This is a genomic window from Mycobacterium venezuelense, from assembly GCF_054919535.1.
The window spans coordinates 16,062-32,844 of the sequence record NZ_JBONDW010000013.1; the positions used below are offsets into that span (position 1 = coordinate 16,062).

Consider the following 16,783-nt stretch of genomic DNA (forward strand, 5'->3'; position numbering starts at 1 on the left):
GTCGAGAGAATGAGTGCTGACATCACCTCAACTCCCGCGTGGCAGGCCCTGGCGAGCCACTTCGACGACATCAGCAACAAGCATCTGACGGAGTTGTTCGCCGAGGACCCCTCGCGCGGAAGCGAGTTGGCACTGACTGTCGGCGACCTCTACATCGACTACAGCAAGCACCGTGTCACGCGCCGGACGCTGGAGTTGCTGGTCGATCTGGCCCGCGCGGCCGGGTTGGAGGCGCGCCGCGACGCGATGTTCGCAGGCGAGCACATCAACACCTCCGAAGACCGGGCGGTGCTGCACACTGCGCTGCGCCTGCCGGCCGATGCCTCGCTGACCGTCGACGGCCAGGATGTGGTCGCCGACGTGCACGAGGTGCTCGACCGCATGGGCGACTTCACCGATCGCCTGCGCAGCGGCGAGTGGACGGGCGCGACGGGCGAGCGCATCACGACCGTGGTCAACATCGGCATCGGCGGTTCGGATCTCGGGCCGGTAATGGTGTACGACGCGCTGCGGCACTACGCCGACGCGGGCATCTCGGCGCGGTTCGTGTCCAACGTCGACCCCGCCGACCTGGTGGCCAAGCTCGACGGACTCGATCCGGCCACAACGCTTTTCATCGTGGCATCGAAGACGTTCTCGACGCTGGAGACACTGACCAACGCGACGGCGGCCCGACGCTGGCTCACCGACAAACTCGGCGACGCGGCGGTGTCGAAGCACTTCGTGGCCGTGTCGACCAACAAGAAGCTGGTCGACGAGTTCGGCATCAACACCGACAACATGTTCGGCTTCTGGGATTGGGTTGGCGGCCGCTACTCGGTGGATTCGGCGATCGGACTGTCGGTGATGGCCGTGATCGGTCGGGAGCGCTTCGCCGAATTCCTGGCCGGGTTCCATCTCGTCGACGAGCATTTCCGCACCGCGCCGTTGAGCGAGAACGCGCCGGCGCTGCTCGGACTGATCGGGCTGTGGTACTCGAATTTCTTTGGTGCGCAATCGCGCGCGGTGCTGCCGTACTCCAATGACCTGTCGCGGTTCGCGGCGTACCTGCAGCAGCTGACCATGGAGTCCAACGGCAAATCGGTACGGGCCGACAGAACGCCCGTCACCACCGACACCGGCGAAATCTATTGGGGCGAGCCGGGAACCAACGGGCAGCACGCCTTCTACCAGCTACTGCACCAGGGCACGCGGTTGATCCCCGCCGACTTCATCGGGTTCTCCCAGCCGGTCGACGACCTGCCGACCGCCGACGGCACCGGGAGCATGCACGACCTCCTGATGAGTAATTTCTTCGCCCAGACCCAGGTCTTGGCCTTCGGCAAAACCGCCGAAGCCATTGCCGCAGAGGGAACTCCGGCTGCGGTGGTGCCACACAAGGTGATGCCGGGCAACCGCCCGACGACGTCAATCCTCGCTACGAGGTTGACGCCGTCGGTGGTTGGCCAGCTCATCGCGCTCTATGAACACCAGGTGTTCACCGAAGGTGTCATCTGGGGCATCGACTCGTTCGACCAATGGGGTGTCGAGCTCGGCAAGACCCAGGCAAAGGCACTGCTGCCGGTGATCACCGCGCAGGCGTCACCGGTCAAGCAGTCCGATGGTTCCACCGATGCCTTGGTCCGTCGCTACCGAGTGGAGCGCGGTCGAAGCGCCTGAGCGCGTTCAGGACTTACGGGGCGGGGATGGTGGCGCATCCGACATTCGGGATGCAGCCGCTGGCTCCGCCAGGTCCGGCGGTGCCGCTCGGGCCGCCGGGGATCGCGCCGGTCGCGCCTTCAGGTCCGGCGGTGCCACCAGGCCCACCGGGGATCACGCCGGTCGCGCCCTCAGGCCCGGCCGCACCGCCCGGACCGCCAGGAATGGCGCCGCTGGCGCCACCCGGGCCGGCAGTGCCACCGGGTCCACCAGGAATCTGGCCAGTGGCCCCACCCGGTCCGGCAGTGCCGAGATCCGCACACGGCGTGCCGTCAGCGTTGACGCACGGCGGCGGCGGCGGAGCCGGCTCAGCCATCGCGATGGGTGCGAATGCCACCGCTCCCGCGGCAGCGCCTGCAAAGAACATTGGGGTGAGAAGTTTTGCCATCATGACTCCCGTCTACCCACGAGTCCCTGGAGTCAAAACCACCCCTCGATCTTGTTTTCCTGCGATACAGACCACATAGATAGCAGGTTTACGGATTTTCGAGGTCCGGATCGGTGCGCGTCCCACCTAGGATCATCGCTGGCGTGCAATCGCCGACGAGCAACACCGTCAGCGCCATGAGACCACCCGCGTAGGCCATGTCGACGTCGGTGCCGCCGGTCGCCCCGCCACCGCGGCCCGCGCGATGTGTCGCCCCGCCCGCCTATGCGCGACATTGTCGCGGACCGTCCGCTGCGTAGATGCCGCATCCAAGCGACGCCGCCCAACCCCCAGCCCGCGTATGAAGCGCCATGGCGGAAAAACGGCGGCCCCTGGACCGCCATCACGCTATAAACGCGGAACGTGCAACTCGATGGGCCCGGCATATCTGGCAACAACCTTCGAGTGGTTGTCCGACCGCTAGCGACAATGTCGCGCATAGCCGGGCACAGCGAATACCGTGCTAGGAGAACTCCACGCTTTGGGAAGTCAGGCGAAGCGCTTGGTGTATTTCGGCGGCAGCAGCCGCATCACCTGCGTCAGCGGAGCCCACGGCCAACGCGGCACGACCGCGCGCCCCTTCTCCTTCTCGATGGCCTCGACCATCGCCCGCACGCCGGTCTCGTTGTCGACCATCAGCATGGTCGAGTTGGCGCGAGCCGTCATCTCCGACTCGATGTAGCCGGGCTCGATGACCGTGACCCGGATCGGGCCCTTGTCGTATTCGGCGCGCAGGGACTCGCCCAATGAGGTCATGCCGGCTTTGCTCGCGCAGTAGGCGGCCTTGCCGCCGGGCACACCGGTGTTGCCCAGCACCGACGAGATGAGCACGAGGTGGCCGCTGCCGGATTTCTTGAACATCTCCAGCGCGGACTCGATCTGCACCAAACCGGCGATCAGGTTGGTCTCCAACGTCGCCTTGTTGGCCCACGGCTTGCCCTCACCGAGCGGCCAGCCCTTGCCGATGCCGGCGTTGACGATCACCCGGTCGATGCCGCCGAGTTCCTCCGCCATCTCGCCGAACACCCGCGGCACGGCCTCGTGGTCGTTCACGTCCAGCGCCGCGACGGCGATCTTGATGTACGGGTGCCGGTCGGCCAACTCGGCCTTGAGCTCGTCGAGCCGGTCGGTGCGGCGCGCGCACAACGCCAGGTCACGGCCCTTGGCAGCGAACTGACGGGCCATGCCGGCGCCCAGGCCCGAGCTCGCGCCGGTGATGAGGATCTTCTGACGGGTCACCGCAGCAGGATAACCGGGTTAGACAACTGTCAAGAACTCGCCTACTTGAGCAGACGTGACATCCGGCGGTCCGCGAGCACTTTGCCACCCGTCTGGCACGTCGGGCAGTACTGGAACGACTTGTCCGCGAACGACACCTCGCGCACGGTGTCACCGCATACGGGGCACGGCAGCCCCGTGCGGGCATGCACCCGCAGTCCTGACCGCTTTTCGCCTTTCAGCGTCGCGGCCTGCTGTCCCACCGAGCGGGCCACCGCGTCGGTGAGCACCGAGATCATCGCGTCATGCAACGAGGCGAGCTGCGCGTCGGTCAGTTTTCCCGCCGTCGCGAAGGGCGAAAGCTTGGCCACGTGCAGGATTTCGTCGCTGTAGGCGTTGCCGATTCCGGCGATCACCTTCTGATCGGTGATGACGGTCTTGAGGCGGCCCGACTGTCCGGCCAGAACGCTCGCCAGCGCGGTGGCATCCAATGACAGCGCATCGGGACCGAGCGATGCGATCTGCGGCACATCGAGAGGATCGGAGACCACCCACACCGCAAGCCGCTTCTGCGTGCCCGCCTCGGTCAGGTCGAACCCCACGCCGTCGCCCAGGTGCACGCGCAGCGCGATCGGCCCCTTCCCCGGCTTGAGCGGTGTCGTCGCGAGTTTGTCCGACCACCGCAGCCAGCCGGCGCGCGACAGATGCGTGATCAGCCACCGCGATCCGGCCTGCAGCCCCAAGTACTTGCCCCAGCGGGCAGCGTCGGTGACCGTCTCGCCGTGCAACGCCGTGATCGGCGGGTCGAAGGTCTTGAGGACAGAGAGAGCCGATACGTCGACGCGGGTCACCACCCGTCCGACGGCATGCCGGCGCAGATGGTCGGCCAACGCCTCGACCTCGGGCAGTTCGGGCATGCCTCCCAGTGTGTCAGCCCGCCGCCGAGCATGCTGGTAACCATGTCCGATCGGCAAGCGCCCAAGCCGGTTGCCAACCCGCTGCGCCACATCTTCGTGATCAACAAGGTGCCGCGCCGATGGCCGTTCGCGCTGCGGGCCGGAATCTGCATGGCCGTTCCCGTCCTGGTCGGCTGGGCGGCCGGCGATACCGCTGCTGGGCTGATCGCGACGATCGGCGGGTTCACGTCGCTGTACGGCAGCGGCCGCCCGTACCTCAACCGCAGCGTCTATCTCGGCGTGATCGCCGCGTGTTTCGCGGCTGCGGTGGCGCTCGGCGACTGGGCTGCCCAGACGGCTTGGCTCGCGGTCGTCACGGTGACGGTGATCTCGATGCTGGCCGTACTCGTATGCCACGCGCTGGCCATCGGCCCGCCGGGCGCCTACATGTTCGTGCTCGCATGCGCGGCGGGCACCGGAGTGCAGGCCGCGGCGCATCTGAGCCCCGGCCGGCTGGCGGCACTGGTCCTCGCGGGCGGCGCGTTCGCGTGGTGTGTCCACATGGTCGGTGCGCTCGTGCGGCCCCGCGGGCCGGAGAAGTCGGCCGTGGCAGCGGCGGCGACGGCCGTCGCGACCTACGTCGACAGCATCGGTTCCGACGCGGATGTGGAGGCCCAGGCCCGCCACCGGGCCGCGATGCTCCTGCACACCGCATGGGTCACGCTCGTGAACTTCCAGCCGGTGCAGCCCAAACCCGACCGCGCACTGTACCGGTTGCGGGTCGTGAATCGCCGACTGCACGTGCTGTTCGCCTCGGCGATGCGGGCCGCCCACACGGGCCAGGCCCCGCAGACAGACGCCGCCGCCCTGGCACGGCACCTCGCGACGGTTCCGGCCGACGCGATCACCGATGAGCATGGCGCCGAAGGCATTCCACTGGGTAGACCGAGTGCGTGGCAACTGCTGCGGCGCGCGGTCACACCAGGTTCGGTGTCACTACAACTGGCCATGCGGGCCGGCATCGCGGTGGCGATCTCCGGCGTGATCGCCTCCGCCCTGACGATGGACCACGCTTACTGGGCCATGGCCGCAGCTGTGCTCATGCTGCATCAGGGCTTCGACTGGCTGCGCACCGTGGTGCGCGGCGTCGAACGTGCCGTCGGCACCTGGATCGGACTCGGCGTCGCCGGTCTGATCCTGGCGCTGCACCCGCAAGGGGTGTGGCTGGCCCTGACGATCGGGGCGCTGCAGTTCGTCATCGAGATGTATGTCGTGCGCAATTACACGCTCGCCGTCGTGTTCATCACACCGGCCGCCCTGACCATCGCCTCGGGCGGCGCCCCCGTCGCCGGTCTCGGCGAGTTACTGCTGGCACGTGGCGGCGACACGCTGATCGGTTGCGCAGTGGCACTTCTCGTGTACTGGTCGACCCAACGCCTGCGCAGACAGCGCGGACTTCTCACCACGATCTCGGCGACGGTCGACACGATCGGCGCGGCACTGCCCCACCTCGCCGCGGGTGACGCCACGACGCCCACGGCCCGCGCCGACCGCCGCGATCTGCAGTTGCGTGCGATGGCATTGCTGCCCGCCTACGATGCCGCGATCGGCGGCTCGGCCGCGCAACGCGTTGCGGCCGAACGCATGTGGCCCGCGGTGGTGTCAGCCGAACAGCTCGCCTACCGCACGCTCGCGGCGTGCTGGGCGCTCGAACACGATGGCGACGTCACGGCCGCAAGCGATACCGCTGAAGCCCTGGCCGACGAGGTGTCAGCTCTGCGCCGCGCGGTGGACGAAGGACAGTAGCCAGCTGACGATCGACAGCACGATCGCGGCCCAGATCGCGGTCCACCAGAAGTCGTCGATCTGCAGACCCCAATGCGTGGTGTGTTCGGTGATCCACGACGTGATCCACAGCATCAGCGCGTTGATCACGATGTGGATCAGGCCGAGCGTGAGGATGTAGAGCGGGATCGAAAGGATCTGCACGATCGGCTTGATGATCGCGTTCACCAGACCGAAGATCACCGCGACGACGAAGATGATGCCCACCCGCGTCAGAGTCGAGTCGCCGCCGACGAAGCTCATCCCCGGAACGATGAGAGTGACCACCCAGAGCGCGAATCCGGTCAGTGCGGCGCGCAGCAGAAATGAGCCCATGGCCGATCAGTCTGCCGACCGAAGCAGGTAGGTGTCCATGATCCAGCCGTGGCGGGTTCTGGCTTCGGCGCGCAGCGTGGCGATTTCGTCGCCGACCTCTCCGACCGTGCCCGCGATCAACAGCTCGTCCGCGGTGCCGAGATAGGCGCCCCACCAGATACGGGTCTCGGGTGCGCAGGCGCGAAACGAGCAGTCGGCGTCGAGCATCACCACGGCACTGCCCGAAAGGCCCTGTTCCCGGAGTCGACGCCCCGTCGTGATCAGAACCGGCTCACCGACGTCATTGAGCGGGATGCGGTGGCGCGCGGTAAGAGCCTGGATCGCGGTGACGCCGGGAATCACGTCGTGCTCGAAGTCCACGTACTCGGCCACTTTTTCCAGGATCCGCAGAGTGCTGTCGTAGAGCGACGGGTCACCCCACGCCAAGAAGGCCCCGGTGCCGTCGGCGCCGAGTTCGGTTTCGATAGCGTGCGCCCAGATACGGGCCCGCTCGGCGTGCCAATCCGCGACGATCTGGCGGTACTCGCCTTCCTCGGCGCGCTTGGGGTCGGGCAGTTCGACGAACCGGTAGCCGGCCTCGCGAATGAACCGTTCGCAGATCAACCGGCGGAGCGCGACGAGCTCGTCCTTCGATTGGCCCTTGTCCATCGCGAAGAACACCTGCGTGTCGTTGAGCGCGGAAACGGCTTGTGCGGTTACGTAGTCCGGATCGCCGGGCCCGATTCCGATGACATGGATGCGACGCACATGCGAAGGTTAGCCGCCGCCGCGAAGTACCCAAAGTATCCGGTACCCGAGGTATTGACATCCTGCGTTGTGGGTACTTACGTTCGAAGGGCGAAACGTCAACGAAGGGACGTCAACGGTGACAGCTTCGGTCAGGGCAGCCAACGCCGCCACGCGGGACGAGTTCTCCGAACGCCTGCTGAAGGGTTCGGTCAAGAAGTCCTACGCACCGATCGTCGACATCGACTGGGATGCGCCGCTGGATCCGGACAAGTTCTACCTTCCGCCGCGGGTTGTGTCTCTGTACGGAACGCCGTTGTGGGACAGCATGTCCCGCGAGCAGCAGATCGAGTTGTCCCGTCAAGAGTTGACCAATACCCTGTCGGCGGGCATCTGGTTCGAGAACATCCTGAACCAGGCATTGCTGCGCAAGATGATGCACCAGGACCCGACGGCCCGCGCCACCCATTACGAGCTCACCGAACTCGGTGACGAGACGCGGCACATGGTGATGTTCGGCAAGGCCATCGACAAGATCGGCGCCAAGCCGGTGCGGCCTCGGCTCTATCAGCGCATGATCATCAATTCGCTGCCGTTCATGTTCCAAGGTTCGGTGTTGTGGGTCGCCGCCCTGATCGGCGAGGAGATCTTCGACTCACTGCAGCGCCAGATGATGGACGATCCTGACCTACAGCCGATGGTGCAGCGCCTCATGCGCATTCACGTCACCGAAGAAGCTCGCCATATCCAGTTCGCCCGCGACGGTCTGCGCAAGCGCACGCCGGCGATGCCGTGGATCACCCGGGTCTGGGTGAGCAATCTCAACGGCGTCGGCGGTCTGTTCTTCCGCTACCTGTTCACCAACAAGGTGCAGTATCAGCGGGTCGGCCTCGACGCGCGCGCCGCGCGTCACATCGCCCGAGCCAGTGCGCACCGCCAGAACGTCCAGATCGCCGGGTTCGCACCACTCGCGGCGTTCCTCGAAGAGGTCGGCCTGATGGGTCGCATCGGTCGGCGGATGTGGCGCCGCACCGGGTTCCTGCCGCAGGAATCCGGCCGCCGCGCCAAGATCAACTGGCGGCGACGGATCGCCTTGGAGCCCAGTGCCGAGCCGTCGATGAACGACGACGTCTACGACGGACCCGCCGTTCTGCACATCGCCGAGCGGGAGCACTCGGTGCGCGTGCTGCTCACCGGACACCTGGGCCCGATCGACGGCCGCTACCGCTGGCAGGGCTCGATCCTCGACGGCGACCTGCCGACCGGCGCGGGTCCGGTGCGGCTGACCATCGGGGCGCGCACCGTCGACGCGCGGATCACCGAACGCACCGCACAGGGCACGTTCTCGATCACCGGCGTGGGAGAACCGCCCTTCCCGCTCGACGACGTGGACGTCATCGTCGCCGGGTGATCACCGCGGTCGCGAGCAGTCCGACGGCGAATACGCCACCGGCAATCCCGGAGACCAGCAGTGGCAGCTGCCCCGGATCGCCCGGTACCGCACCCCACAGCAGCCCGGCCCATATCCCGGCTGCGAGCACGGCGAAACCGCTGAGGCCCTGGAAAACTCCCTGCGCACTGCCCTGCAAGTCCGAGCCGACCAGCGACGAGATCCAGGCCTTGCCCACACCGTCTGTGCTCGCGGTGAACACCCCGTACGCACCGATCAGCATCCAGGCGATCACGGCGTCGGTCGTCATGCCGAGGCCGGCGTAGCCGACTGCGAAGAACACGAGCCCGATTCCGAACACCGGTACCCGGCCGATCCGGTCGGCCAGCAGGCCGGCCGGATAACTCGCGACGGCGTAGACGGCGTTGTAGGTGACGTAAGCCAGGATGACCTCGACGACCGAGAAGCCGATCTCGTTGAGCCGCAACAACAACAGTGCGTCTGGGAAGTTCACCAAGCCGAATCCGACGAGAACGGCTGTCACTTTCCAGTACCGCCCGGGCAGATCACGCACGCGGGCGAACAGCGGCTGGCGTTGTCCGCGCGGTATCTCCTGCCGGCGTTCCGACACCAGGAACACCAGAGCAACGCTGAGCACCGCGGGGACGATCGCCACCCACAGCAGCGGTGCGATCTGGTGGTCGAGCAGCTCATAGCCGGCCAGCCCGAGCAACGGACCGAGCACCGCCCCGAAAGTGTCCATGGCGCGGTGAAATCCGAACACCCGGCCGCGGGCCGCGGCATCGATATCGGTCACCAGCAGCGCGTCGCGCGGTGCGCCGCGGATCCCTTTGCCCAGTCGGTCGACCACGCGACCGGCCAGCACACCCTGCCAAGCCCCCGCCGCTGCGATCATCGCTTTGCCGAGCGCCGCCATCCCGTAACCCGTCGCGATCAACGGCCGCTTCGCGAACCGGTCACCGAGCGGACCCGCCGCGAGTTTCGTCATCGCTGCCGCGCCCTCGGCAGCGCCCTCGACGGCACCCACCACCGCAGGCGGAGCTCCTAACACTGACGTCAAATAAATTGGCAGAAGCGGATAGAGGAGTTCGCTTGCGGTGTCTTGCAGGAACGACACCGCCGACAGCACCCGGACATTGCGGGTGAGCCAGGTGCGGCCGCCGGGCGATCCCGACGATGCGGTGGGCACCCCGAAATAATGCCTCGAACTCATCGAGCCGAGATGGTTGTCAATGCGCGATTTGCGGGTACCCGACCGATTGCCAGGCCCGCTAGGGATGCGATGGAGGATCGGAGTGGCTGGAGCGAAAAGTCCGATGGTGATGTCATCGCACACGTTGGGCAGTTCCAGCGTCCTCGTTTTCGACGGGATCCTCGATGACACGACCTATCTGCCGTTGCGCGACTGTGTCATCGAAAGCGCCTTGACAGAACCCCGCGCCGTCATCGTCGATGTCACCGACCTACAGGTTCCCGTGCACACGGCGTGGTCGGTGTTCACCAGTGCGCGCTGGCATGTCAGCCTCTGGCCGGACATACCGGTCAGTCTGGTGTGCCAGGACGGCCGCCGACGCCAGGAGATCGTCCGCGCGGGCCTCACGCGCCGCATTCCGGTCTATCCGACTGTCGAATCGGCGTGTTCGGTCTTCGAAGGCGAAGGCACCAAGCCACTGAGTCGGGCCGACGTCCGCCTGCCCGCAGTGCATTCCAGCCTCCACCGGGCTCGAGAGCTGGTCATCGAATGGCTGCTGACCTGGTGGCACCCTGACCTGATTCCGGTGGCCTCGATAGTCGTCGACGTTCTGGTCGAGAACGTCCTCGAACACACGCAGAGCTCGCCGCATCTCGTCGCGGAGAGCAGAGGAGACACCGTGGCGATCGCGGTCGAAGACCGCAGTAAAGCTCCCGCCCTCCGGCACGAGGACGCGTACCACGGTGCCATCGCGGTATCGGGCCTGGCGGTTGTGGCCGCGGTGACCCGCGCCTGGGGCAGCATCCCGACCACGACAGGGAAGACGGTGTGGGCACTGATCGGCCCAGAAAACCGCCTGTGAGAGGTCAGCCGATCGCGGGGTGTTCGGACTGGATGACTTCGTGGGCGACGTCGACGAGCGGCGTGTTGGAACTCTGCGACAGTCGTTTGAGCACCTCGAACGCTTGCACCGCGTCGATCTTGTAGCGCTCCATCATCATTCCCTTGGCCTGGCCGATGACGTCGCGCGAGGCGAGTGCGCTGCGGAACTGTTCGTCGCGGCGCAGCAGATTCCAGGCGAGCGCGGTGTGCGTCGCGACGATCAACCCCGCCTCGATCGCGTCGGCATCGAACGCGTACGGCTCTTCGGCGTAGTAGTTCAAGGCGCCCATGGTCTTGTTGTCGGCGTAGAGCTGAAACGCCATGACGGATCGGACCGGGGTTTCCTCACGCGTATCGCGGCAGTAGGCGGGCCAGCGCTGCTCTGTCTCGACGTCGTCGATCTTCGTGATGTGCTGCTCCCACGCCGCGGTGAGGCACGGCCCCTCGGCGCACCGTTGCTGGATCTTGTCGAGAAGGGTTGCGATCTGGCTCGTACCTGCGACGGTCTGTAATTTGCCGTCGCGCGAGGCGATCGTGATGCCGCCATGCTGGGCAGCCGGGATGTAGGTCACGCCGCTTTCGGTAAGTTCGGTGAGCGCTGTGTTGATGTCGGCCGGCGGATGTTGCTGAATATCCCGAATCAGGTCGGCGACCTGCAAAGCGATGACCTGATGACGGCTATCCGACATGGGCGTGGCTCCGATCCCTCACGGCGACCGCCGTCGCAAAGGTGTATGCAGTCTTCAAGCGTAACCCCGACGGCGCAAACCAATAAGCCACCCAGTTTTAGAACACGTTCTAGTGTGGGGTCATGCGGTTCACCTATGCAGAAGCGATGACCGATCCCACCTACTACATCCCGTTGGCCAAGGCCGCCGAGGCGGCCGGGTATCACGCGATGACCATTCCGGACAGCGTCGCCTATCCGTTCGAGTCCGACTCGAAATACCCCTACACGCCCGACGGCAACCGCGAGTTCCTGGACGGCAAGGCGTTCATCGAAGCCTTCGTTTTGGCGTCGGCACTGTGCGCGGCGACCACCACGCTGAAGTTCAACTTCTTCGTTCTCAAACTGCCGATCCGCCCGCCGGCCCTCGTCGCCAAGCAGGCCGGGTCCTTGAATGCGCTGTTCGACAACCGACTGGGGCTCGGGGTGGGCACAAGCCCATGGCCCGAGGATTACGAATTGATGGGCGTGCCGTTCGCGAAACGCGGCAAGCGGATGGACGAGTGCATCGACATCATCCGCGGACTCACCACCGGCGAGTACTTCGAGTACCACGGCGAGTTCTACGACGTCCCCAAGACCAAGATGACACCGGCACCGTCGAAGCCGGTGCCGATCCTGATCGGCGGGCACGCCGATGCCGCGCTGCGGCGGGCCGCCCGGTGCGACGGCTGGATGCACGGCGGCGGAAGTCCCGAGGAACTCGACCAGTTGTTGGCTCGGCTCAACAAGTTTCGCGAGGAAGAACCGGAGGCGGCCCGTACGGACGACTTCCAGATCCACGTCATCTCGGCCGACGCGTTCACGGTCGACGGCATCAAACGCCTGGAAGACAAGGGCGTCACGGATGTGATCGTCGGCTTCCGCATTCCCTACATCATGGGCGAGGACGCCGAGCCGCTCGACAAGAAGATCCGCAACCTCGAGTGGTTCGCCGAGAACGTGATCGCAAAGGTGTAGTCGGCTACCGGCGGTCGATCGCTTCCGCGCTCAGCACGTCATCGAGAATCATGGTGGCGCAGCCGATCACGCCGGACCGGTCGCCGTGGGTCGACGGCACCACCTGCAATGTGCGGGTGGCCAACGCAGTGGCATTGCCGTACAACGTCTCTCGCAGCCCGGCGACGAATATGTCGTAGCCGCCGGACATGTCGCCGGCAACCACAAGTACGGCGGGGTTGAGTAGGTTGACCGCGGCCGCGAGCACCTCACCGACGTGGCGGCCGCTGTCCCGGATCATCCGCCTGGCATCGGCGTCGCCGCCGTGGGCCAGCGCCACCACGTCACGCAGGTGGCTGACGGGCTTGCCGTCCTGGCGCAACGCGCTCACCAGCGCCCAGCCGCCCGCGATCGCCTCCAAACAGCCGGTATCTCCGCAGCGGCACGGCAATCCCGCTGCGGCCGGGGTCTTGTTGTGCCCCAACTCCCCCGCGGCGCTCATCGCACCGCGCTGCAAGGTGCCGCCCGCGATGATGCCGGCGCCGATGCCGGTGGATGCCTTGAGCACCAGCATGTCGTCGACGTCATCGCGTTTCTCCGCGACGGCGATGACGTTGACGTCGTTGTCGACCACGACCGGCGCGTCAGTGAGTTCATGGAAATACGTCTGTAGCTCGATCCCGTCCCATCCGGGCAGGATCGGCGAGTCTAGGCTCGCGCCTCGGGCCCGGTCGACGGTTCCGGGCAGGCTCGCTCCGATGCCGTACACACGCGAACCGCGGTGGCCCGCGAGCATCGCGTCGAGGCGCTTGACCACGTCGGGCATGAGGTCGTCGGGACCCAGCTCGGGCTGTTGGTCGATATCGGCGAGGTCGAGTACGTCGCCGGCCAGGTCGCACACCGCGAGCCGTGTCCGGCTGCGACCGATGGCCGCCGACAGCACCACACCGGCCCCGGAATTGAAGGACAGCAGCGTCGCGGGCCGTCCGCCCGTGGACGGGGCCTGCTCACTCTCGACGATCAGGCCATCCGCGGCGAGCGTGGCGACCCGAGCGGACACGGCAGTGCGAGAAAGGCCGGTGACCTGGCCGATCTCGGTGCGGGTGATGTCGCGGCGCTGCCTTATCAGGGCAAAGACGTCGCCGACGGTCGACATACCTGCAGCGTAACCTCCATCACTTACGCATTCAAAATGCAAAAGTAAGTTGATGGAACATCAGAAGTCCCGATAGCGTTGCAGACGCCGTTCTCGCCAACGCTGCCCGAGAGCTCAGCCCACCCAAGCCATCGGAAAGCCGCAACGCATGACGACTTCTCTCGAACGCCCAACCGGCCCCTCCTCCGTCGTCGCACCCGATCCCACGGTGCGGTGGCTCGCAGTCTTCGCCCTGGCCCTCGGCGGCTTCGGCATCGGCACCACCGAGTTCGTCGCGATGGGCCTGCTGCCCGACATCGCCTCGGGGTTCGGCATCACCGAGCCCACGGCCGGCCACGTCATATCGGCGTACGCGCTCGGCGTGGTGATCGGCGCACCGGTGATCGCCGCGTTGACCGCCCGGCTGCCCCGCAAGGCACTGCTGGTCGGCCTGATGGCGGTGTTCACCCTCGGCAATCTGGCGAGCATGGTCGCGCCGTCGTACCCGACACTCGTCGTCGCGCGTTTCGTCGCGGGCCTGCCACACGGCGCGTTCTTCGGCATCGCCGCACTCGCGGCCGCGCATCTGATGGGCCCGCAGAACCGGGCCAAGGCCGTCGCGCACGTGCTGTCGGGCTTGACCATCGCGACGGTGCTCGGTGTTCCGATCGCGTCGTGGCTGGGGCAAGCCCTTGGCTGGCGCAGCGCATTCGGGCTCGTCGTCATCATCGGGGTGCTCACGTTGACCGCGCTGTGGTTCTGGCTGCCCGACCAGTTGCGGGCGATGCACGTCTCGAGCGCCCTGACCGAACTCGGCGCACTGCGCCGACCGCAGGTGTGGCTCGCGGTGCTCGTCGGCATGATCGGCTTCGGCGGCATGTTCGCGGTGTACACCTACATCAGCACGACGATGACCGACGTCGCCGGGCTCTCGCGTTCCCTGGTTCCCGTGGCGCTCATGGTGTTCGGATTCGGCATGGTGGTCGGCAACCTCGTCGGTGGCCGGCTCGCCGATGTTTCGGTGATCCGCGCGCTGTACTTATCGATGGGCACCCTCGGCGTGCTGCTGGCGGTGTTCGTGCCGGCGTCGCACAATCCGTGGACGGCGCTACTCGTGCTGTTCGGCATCGGCGCGGCCGGTTCGGCCGTCGGTCCCGCGCTCCAGACGCGGCTCATGGACGTCGCCCACGACGCACAGACGCTGGCGGCTGCGCTCAATCACTCCGCGCTCAACATCGGCAATGCGACGGGTGCGTGGGTCGGCGGACTCGTGATCGCGGCGGGATTCGGCTACACCGCTCCCGCGGCGGCCGGTGCGATGCTCGCGATCGGCGGGCTGCTTGTGCTGACGGTTTCGGTGGCGCTGCAGCGCCTCGGTGCGACCGCCTGAGCCGGGCCGCGCAGGCTGAAACTGCTGCACCTGACCGCCGTCGGGCGGCCATAGGATCGACCCAGCATGCAGCCATCGACGCCCAGCGCACAGGAAGGTGCCACTCCATGGCCGAACACTCACCGGTCGACCACCTTTCGACATCGTGGCGCCTGCGGTTCGACTTCTTCGACACCTATGGCCTGCCAAACTCGACCCCGCTAGCCAAGGCCGCCTACCGTGCCCTGCCGTTCGGCACCAAGTTGCGGCTCACATCCAACATCCTCGCGTTCCTGTTCGGCCCGATCTACTTCTTCGTCAAAGGCATGTGGCGCAAGGGGCTGACGCTGCTCGCCTTGGCCGTCTCGGTAGCGGTGGTCATGGTCGCGCTCAACGTGCCCGAAACGATCGGCCGCGCGGTCGGGTTCGGCATCGCCGCACTCGCGATGTCGACCGCCAACTACGCGTACTACCTGCACATCGTCGAGAACAGTCAGTCCTGGAACCCCTTCGAGGGTTTCGGCAGGAAACGCTGACAACCTCATCCAGCCAAAAACAATCGGCCGCACATATGAACGTGCGGCCGATTGCAGGCGCGTTTTATCTCCGAACCGGAATTTCCGGTTCGAGCGCCTTAAACAAATTGATGGTGCGCCTTATTCCCGTCAGCAGGCCACGTCCACATAGGCGGTCTGCGAGATAACGGTCGTGTTGATGGAGCCGCCACCCCGCGAGTCGTTCGTGGAGTGAGTCTGCCCCGGACGCACACCGATCACCGTGCAGCTCGACAGCGGCGCGGCACCGGTCCGGTTGATGATGACGTGATAGCCGCTGGTCTCAAGGCTTTTCACAGTCTGTTCCACCGACTGCTCCGTCGGCGCGGCGGCAGCGGTGCCACCCATGATGAGCGCAGTCGAGGCCAATGCACCCGCACCGAGCGCCGCCAACGCATACTTCTTCATTTTCCCAACCCTTCATCTTTGGCGGCCCGTAAGTCCCGCTGCTTCCGGTTGCCGCCTATAAGCTCCAATTTCGGAACCCACCGGAAAATTCCAGATATTCTCAGGCAATTTTCAGTCGTTTTCGATGATCCGCCGAGCCACCTCGATCGCGCGGTCGATCGGCACCGCGAACCCGATCCCGATGTTGCCCGCCTCGGCGCCACCGACGGTCGCGAGTGCGGTGTTGACCCCGACCACCTGGCCCTGCAGATTGGCCAGCGGTCCACCCGAGTTGCCCGGGTTGATCGAGGCGTCGGTCTGCACCATCGGCAGTCCCGGCTGCCCGCCCAAACGTGCCGTGCGGTCGGTGGCGCTGACGATTCCCGCGGTCACCGAACTCGACAGACCGAGTGGTGCGCCGACGGCGATCACGGGCTGCCCGATGCGCAGCGCCCGAACTCGTCCCGAGTGCCGCCGCTGCCGGCGCGGAGCCCGCGACCTCCAGCACGGCGATGTCGGTGGCGGGGTCGGTATCCATTACCCGGGCCGCCGACTCCCTACCATCGGCATAGGCCACCGATACTCTCGAATAGCCCTGCACCACATGGTTGTTCGTCATCACCCGACCTTGGTCGTCGATCACGAAGCCCGACCCCCGGGAGTTTCCCGCCCGGATGTCCACCACGCTGGGCAGCAGCGCAGCCGCCGCGGCCTGCGCGTCGGGCACCGCACTGGAACCAGCGGCCGCGGGCGGCTGTTGCGGTATCACCGTCGATACATCGGCGCCGCCTGCCACCAAACCCGCGCCCGCCCCGGCCACGGCACCCGCCACGAGGCATGCCGTCACCAGCAGGGTCCGGCGGGGTGCCCGCGCCGGCGGTCCGGCCGGTATCGGCGGCGCATGCTCCGTCTCGGCGGCCGGCGGTAAGCGGATCCGAGTCGGCACCGCGGCCGGGACCGGCCGAGACGGCGGAGCCCGGTGCAGCGGCGTCACGAATTCCGGCCCGGCCCGACGTCCCGCACGGCCACCCAGATGCCCCTGCTGATCGGTCATTTCACTTC

At 66.5% G+C, this 16,783-nt stretch carries 17 protein-coding genes and 2 pseudogenes; 7 read left to right on the forward strand and 12 right to left on the reverse strand.

From position 1 onward, the window contains the following. The first annotated feature begins 9 nt into the window (after nt 1–9). On the forward strand, nt 10–1,659 hold the full coding sequence (gene pgi, locus ACRCUN_RS20845) for a glucose-6-phosphate isomerase (RefSeq protein WP_462143531.1): 1,650 nt from the start codon (nt 10–12) through the stop codon (nt 1,657–1,659). Nucleotides 1,660–1,672: 13 nt separating this feature from the next. On the opposite strand, the gene ACRCUN_RS20850 is transcribed toward pgi, so the two are convergent. From ACRCUN_RS20850 to ACRCUN_RS20865, 4 genes and pseudogenes are all read right to left on the reverse strand, one after another. Further along, entirely contained in the window at nt 1,673–2,089 is a 417-nt protein-coding gene (locus ACRCUN_RS20850) for a hypothetical protein (RefSeq protein WP_462143532.1), read from the reverse strand. A gap of 525 nt (nt 2,090–2,614) precedes the next feature. After that, entirely contained in the window at nt 2,615–3,364 is a 750-nt protein-coding gene (locus ACRCUN_RS20855) for an SDR family oxidoreductase (protein WP_462143533.1), read from the reverse strand. 41 nt (nt 3,365–3,405) lie between these two features. Then, nucleotides 3,406–3,873, reverse strand: a complete 468-nt coding sequence (locus ACRCUN_RS20860; protein ID WP_462143701.1) for a zinc finger domain-containing protein — start codon at nt 3,871–3,873, stop codon at nt 3,406–3,408. 141 nt (nt 3,874–4,014) lie between these two features. Next, nucleotides 4,015–4,260: pseudogene (locus ACRCUN_RS20865) on the reverse strand (DNA-formamidopyrimidine glycosylase family protein); the annotation flags it as partial. Between the two features lie 42 nt (nt 4,261–4,302). On the opposite strand from ACRCUN_RS20865, the gene ACRCUN_RS20870 reads away from it, so the two are divergent. Continuing rightward, nucleotides 4,303–6,045: an FUSC family protein gene (locus ACRCUN_RS20870; protein ID WP_462143534.1), complete on the forward strand. Its 1,743-nt coding sequence runs from the start codon at nt 4,303–4,305 to the stop codon at nt 6,043–6,045. Here ACRCUN_RS20870 and ACRCUN_RS20875 read toward each other — a convergent pair. Continuing rightward, a complete protein-coding gene (locus ACRCUN_RS20875) occupies nt 6,010–6,399 on the reverse strand; it encodes a phage holin family protein (RefSeq protein WP_085144206.1) in 390 nt (129 codons plus the stop codon). The genes ACRCUN_RS20870 and ACRCUN_RS20875 overlap by 36 nt on opposite strands. A gap of 6 nt (nt 6,400–6,405) precedes the next feature. Further along, nucleotides 6,406–7,146 carry a precorrin-6A synthase (deacetylating) gene (cobF, locus tag ACRCUN_RS20880; protein ID WP_462143535.1) on the reverse strand — a complete coding sequence of 247 codons (741 nt, stop codon included), beginning with the start codon at nt 7,144–7,146 and terminating at the stop codon, nt 6,406–6,408. A 118-nt stretch (nt 7,147–7,264) separates the two neighbouring features. On the opposite strand from cobF, the gene ACRCUN_RS20885 reads away from it, so the two are divergent. Beyond that, nucleotides 7,265–8,536: a diiron oxygenase gene (locus ACRCUN_RS20885; RefSeq protein ID WP_462143536.1), complete on the forward strand. Its 1,272-nt coding sequence runs from the start codon at nt 7,265–7,267 to the stop codon at nt 8,534–8,536. Here ACRCUN_RS20885 and ACRCUN_RS20890 read toward each other — a convergent pair. After that, nucleotides 8,520–9,749: an MFS transporter gene (locus ACRCUN_RS20890; RefSeq protein ID WP_462143537.1), complete on the reverse strand. Its 1,230-nt coding sequence runs from the start codon at nt 9,747–9,749 to the stop codon at nt 8,520–8,522. The two genes, ACRCUN_RS20885 and ACRCUN_RS20890, sit on opposite strands and share 17 nt — an antisense overlap. Before the next feature lie 103 nt (nt 9,750–9,852). Here ACRCUN_RS20890 and ACRCUN_RS20895 point away from each other — a divergent pair, with 103 nt between their 5' ends. Then, the gene (locus ACRCUN_RS20895; protein WP_462143702.1) at nt 9,853–10,590 is read left to right on the forward strand and encodes an STAS domain-containing protein; all 738 of its coding nucleotides are present in this window, start codon (nt 9,853–9,855) and stop codon (nt 10,588–10,590) included. A gap of 4 nt (nt 10,591–10,594) precedes the next feature. Here the strand turns inward: ACRCUN_RS20895 and ACRCUN_RS20900 are convergent, their stop codons facing one another. Next, complete coding sequence (locus ACRCUN_RS20900) at nt 10,595–11,299, reverse strand: GAF and ANTAR domain-containing protein (RefSeq protein ID WP_462143538.1); 705 nt, start codon at nt 11,297–11,299, stop codon at nt 10,595–10,597. A 122-nt stretch (nt 11,300–11,421) separates the two neighbouring features. Between ACRCUN_RS20900 and ACRCUN_RS20905 the strand changes: the two genes are divergently transcribed. Further along, nucleotides 11,422–12,297, forward strand: a complete 876-nt coding sequence (locus tag ACRCUN_RS20905; RefSeq protein WP_462143539.1) for an LLM class flavin-dependent oxidoreductase — start codon at nt 11,422–11,424, stop codon at nt 12,295–12,297. Between the two features lie 4 nt (nt 12,298–12,301). On the opposite strand, the gene ACRCUN_RS20910 is transcribed toward ACRCUN_RS20905, so the two are convergent. Next, on the reverse strand, nt 12,302–13,432 hold the full coding sequence (locus ACRCUN_RS20910) for an ROK family protein (protein WP_462143540.1): 1,131 nt from the start codon (nt 13,430–13,432) through the stop codon (nt 12,302–12,304). A 148-nt stretch (nt 13,433–13,580) separates the two neighbouring features. Between ACRCUN_RS20910 and ACRCUN_RS20915 the strand changes: the two genes are divergently transcribed. Both ACRCUN_RS20915 and ACRCUN_RS20920 read left to right on the forward strand, forming a co-directional pair. Beyond that, nucleotides 13,581–14,801 carry an MFS transporter gene (locus ACRCUN_RS20915; protein WP_462143541.1) on the forward strand — a complete coding sequence of 407 codons (1,221 nt, stop codon included), beginning with the start codon at nt 13,581–13,583 and terminating at the stop codon, nt 14,799–14,801. Nucleotides 14,802–14,908: 107 nt separating this feature from the next. Beyond that, nucleotides 14,909–15,316, forward strand: coding sequence for a DUF2628 domain-containing protein (locus ACRCUN_RS20920; RefSeq protein ID WP_462143542.1), 408 nt, complete (start codon nt 14,909–14,911; stop codon nt 15,314–15,316). Between the two features lie 129 nt (nt 15,317–15,445). On the opposite strand, the gene ACRCUN_RS20925 is transcribed toward ACRCUN_RS20920, so the two are convergent. The 3 genes and pseudogenes from ACRCUN_RS20925 to ACRCUN_RS20935 form a co-directional block, all read right to left on the reverse strand. Next, nucleotides 15,446–15,742: a hypothetical protein gene (locus ACRCUN_RS20925; RefSeq protein ID WP_462143543.1), complete on the reverse strand. Its 297-nt coding sequence runs from the start codon at nt 15,740–15,742 to the stop codon at nt 15,446–15,448. Between the two features lie 111 nt (nt 15,743–15,853). Beyond that, nucleotides 15,854–16,255: a S1C family serine protease gene (locus tag ACRCUN_RS20930; protein WP_462143703.1), complete on the reverse strand. Its 402-nt coding sequence runs from the start codon at nt 16,253–16,255 to the stop codon at nt 15,854–15,856. Next, nucleotides 16,185–16,775, reverse strand: a pseudogene (locus tag ACRCUN_RS20935) (trypsin-like peptidase domain-containing protein); the annotation flags it as partial. The gene ACRCUN_RS20930 and the pseudogene ACRCUN_RS20935, both read right to left, overlap by 71 nt. Nucleotides 16,776–16,783 lie beyond the last annotated feature (8 nt).

Coding starts and splice junctions, on each gene's coding strand:
- pgi (WP_462143531.1), top strand. CDS start 10: ATGAGTGCTGACATCACCTCAACTCCCGCGTGGCAGGCCCTGGCGAGC.
- ACRCUN_RS20850 (WP_462143532.1), bottom strand. CDS start 2,089: ATGATGGCAAAACTTCTCACCCCAATGTTCTTTGCAGGCGCTGCCGCG.
- ACRCUN_RS20870 (WP_462143534.1), top strand. CDS start 4,303: ATGTCCGATCGGCAAGCGCCCAAGCCGGTTGCCAACCCGCTGCGCCAC.
- ACRCUN_RS20875 (WP_085144206.1), bottom strand. CDS start 6,399: ATGGGCTCATTTCTGCTGCGCGCCGCACTGACCGGATTCGCGCTCTGG.
- ACRCUN_RS20890 (WP_462143537.1), bottom strand. CDS start 9,749: ATGAGTTCGAGGCATTATTTCGGGGTGCCCACCGCATCGTCGGGATCG.
- ACRCUN_RS20895 (WP_462143702.1), top strand. CDS start 9,853: ATGGTGATGTCATCGCACACGTTGGGCAGTTCCAGCGTCCTCGTTTTC.
- ACRCUN_RS20900 (WP_462143538.1), bottom strand. CDS start 11,299: ATGTCGGATAGCCGTCATCAGGTCATCGCTTTGCAGGTCGCCGACCTG.
- ACRCUN_RS20905 (WP_462143539.1), top strand. CDS start 11,422: ATGCGGTTCACCTATGCAGAAGCGATGACCGATCCCACCTACTACATC.
- ACRCUN_RS20910 (WP_462143540.1), bottom strand. CDS start 13,432: ATGTCGACCGTCGGCGACGTCTTTGCCCTGATAAGGCAGCGCCGCGAC.
- ACRCUN_RS20915 (WP_462143541.1), top strand. CDS start 13,581: ATGACGACTTCTCTCGAACGCCCAACCGGCCCCTCCTCCGTCGTCGCA.
- ACRCUN_RS20920 (WP_462143542.1), top strand. CDS start 14,909: ATGGCCGAACACTCACCGGTCGACCACCTTTCGACATCGTGGCGCCTG.
- ACRCUN_RS20925 (WP_462143543.1), bottom strand. CDS start 15,742: ATGAAGAAGTATGCGTTGGCGGCGCTCGGTGCGGGTGCATTGGCCTCG.